Below are 1,142 nucleotides of genomic sequence, written 5' to 3' on the forward strand. Positions count from 1 at the left end.
GAGCAGCAGGCCCACCGAGCAGATAAGCCGGTTGTCATAGACCTTCGAGAGCTTGGCGACGATCGGCATCATCACCAACTGGGGCAGCCCCATCCACATGATCACCATTCCGATCTGCCGGGAGTTGTAACCTGCGATCTGCGCGAGAAACAGCGGCAACAGGAACGTGGAGCCGTAGAGGGCCATGCCGGTCGTGGCGCCCACGACGGAAGACACACCGAAATTGCGGCGCCCGAACAGCCCGAGGTTCACGAAGGGATTCTTCCGCGACAGCATGAGGACGATCCATATGCTCAGGTTCACGAGCGCCGACACGAAGAAGAATTGAACGAAGCGCGAATCGAACCAGTCCCGGGTGTTGCCCTCCTCCAGGAAGATGATGAGCGACACGAGTCCCGTGGCCATCGTCGCGATGGCCAGCCAGTCCGCCTGCTGAAGAATTCGCGGCTTGCTCGCGCCGCGGTCCAGCCCATACGCGAGACCGAGCACCATCAGGACACCCGGCGCCCAGTTGATGAAGAAGATCGAGGGCCAGCCGTAGAGATCCGTCAGGATGCCGCCGATCGTCGGGCCGAGCGTCGGCGCGAGTGTGGTGGAGAGCATCATCCAGGCGAGGCCCGTCATGCGCTTCTGTGGCGGCAGCCGCGTCAGCAGCAAGGTCATGGCCATCGGGATCAGGCCACCGCCGGCCAGCCCTTGCAGCATCCGGAACACGATCATGCTCTGGAGGTTCCATGCGAAACCGCACAAGGTCGAGAAGATCAAGAAGAGAACCGAGTTGGCCAACATGTAGTTGCGCAAGCCGAAAACGGTCATGAAGAAAGTCGTCAACGGGATCACCGTCACCTCGGCCGCCAGATACGCGGTCGACATCCACGAGCCCTCATCCTGCGTCGCGGACAAGGACCCGAAGATTTCCTTCAGCGAGGCATTCGTGATCTGGATGTCCAGTATGGACATGAAGACGCCGAGGATCGCGGCCGCGACCGCGATCCAGGTGCGCCGAAGCGCTGCGTCCGCAGTCTCCGGAGACCCGGCGGCGGGCCTGTCGCTCGTTGCGAGGGCTGGCCTGTCGATGGAATCAGGCTTCATAGGCCACCCGGGCGCAGGCTGTGCTCCACCACCGGGACATCGGTGCGAAC

General features: G+C 62.5%; 1 protein-coding gene. It reads right to left on the minus strand.

Annotated elements, in window-relative coordinates:
* Positions 1-1,092, minus strand: a 1,092-nt coding sequence (locus tag AWB67_RS38285; RefSeq protein WP_087660899.1) for a DHA2 family efflux MFS transporter permease subunit, incomplete at its 3' end; no start/stop codon positions are given.
* Positions 1,093-1,142 lie beyond the last annotated feature (50 nt).

This window comes from Caballeronia terrestris (assembly GCF_001544515.1).
In the GTDB taxonomy this organism is placed as follows: Bacteria; Pseudomonadota; Gammaproteobacteria; order Burkholderiales; family Burkholderiaceae; genus Caballeronia; species Caballeronia terrestris.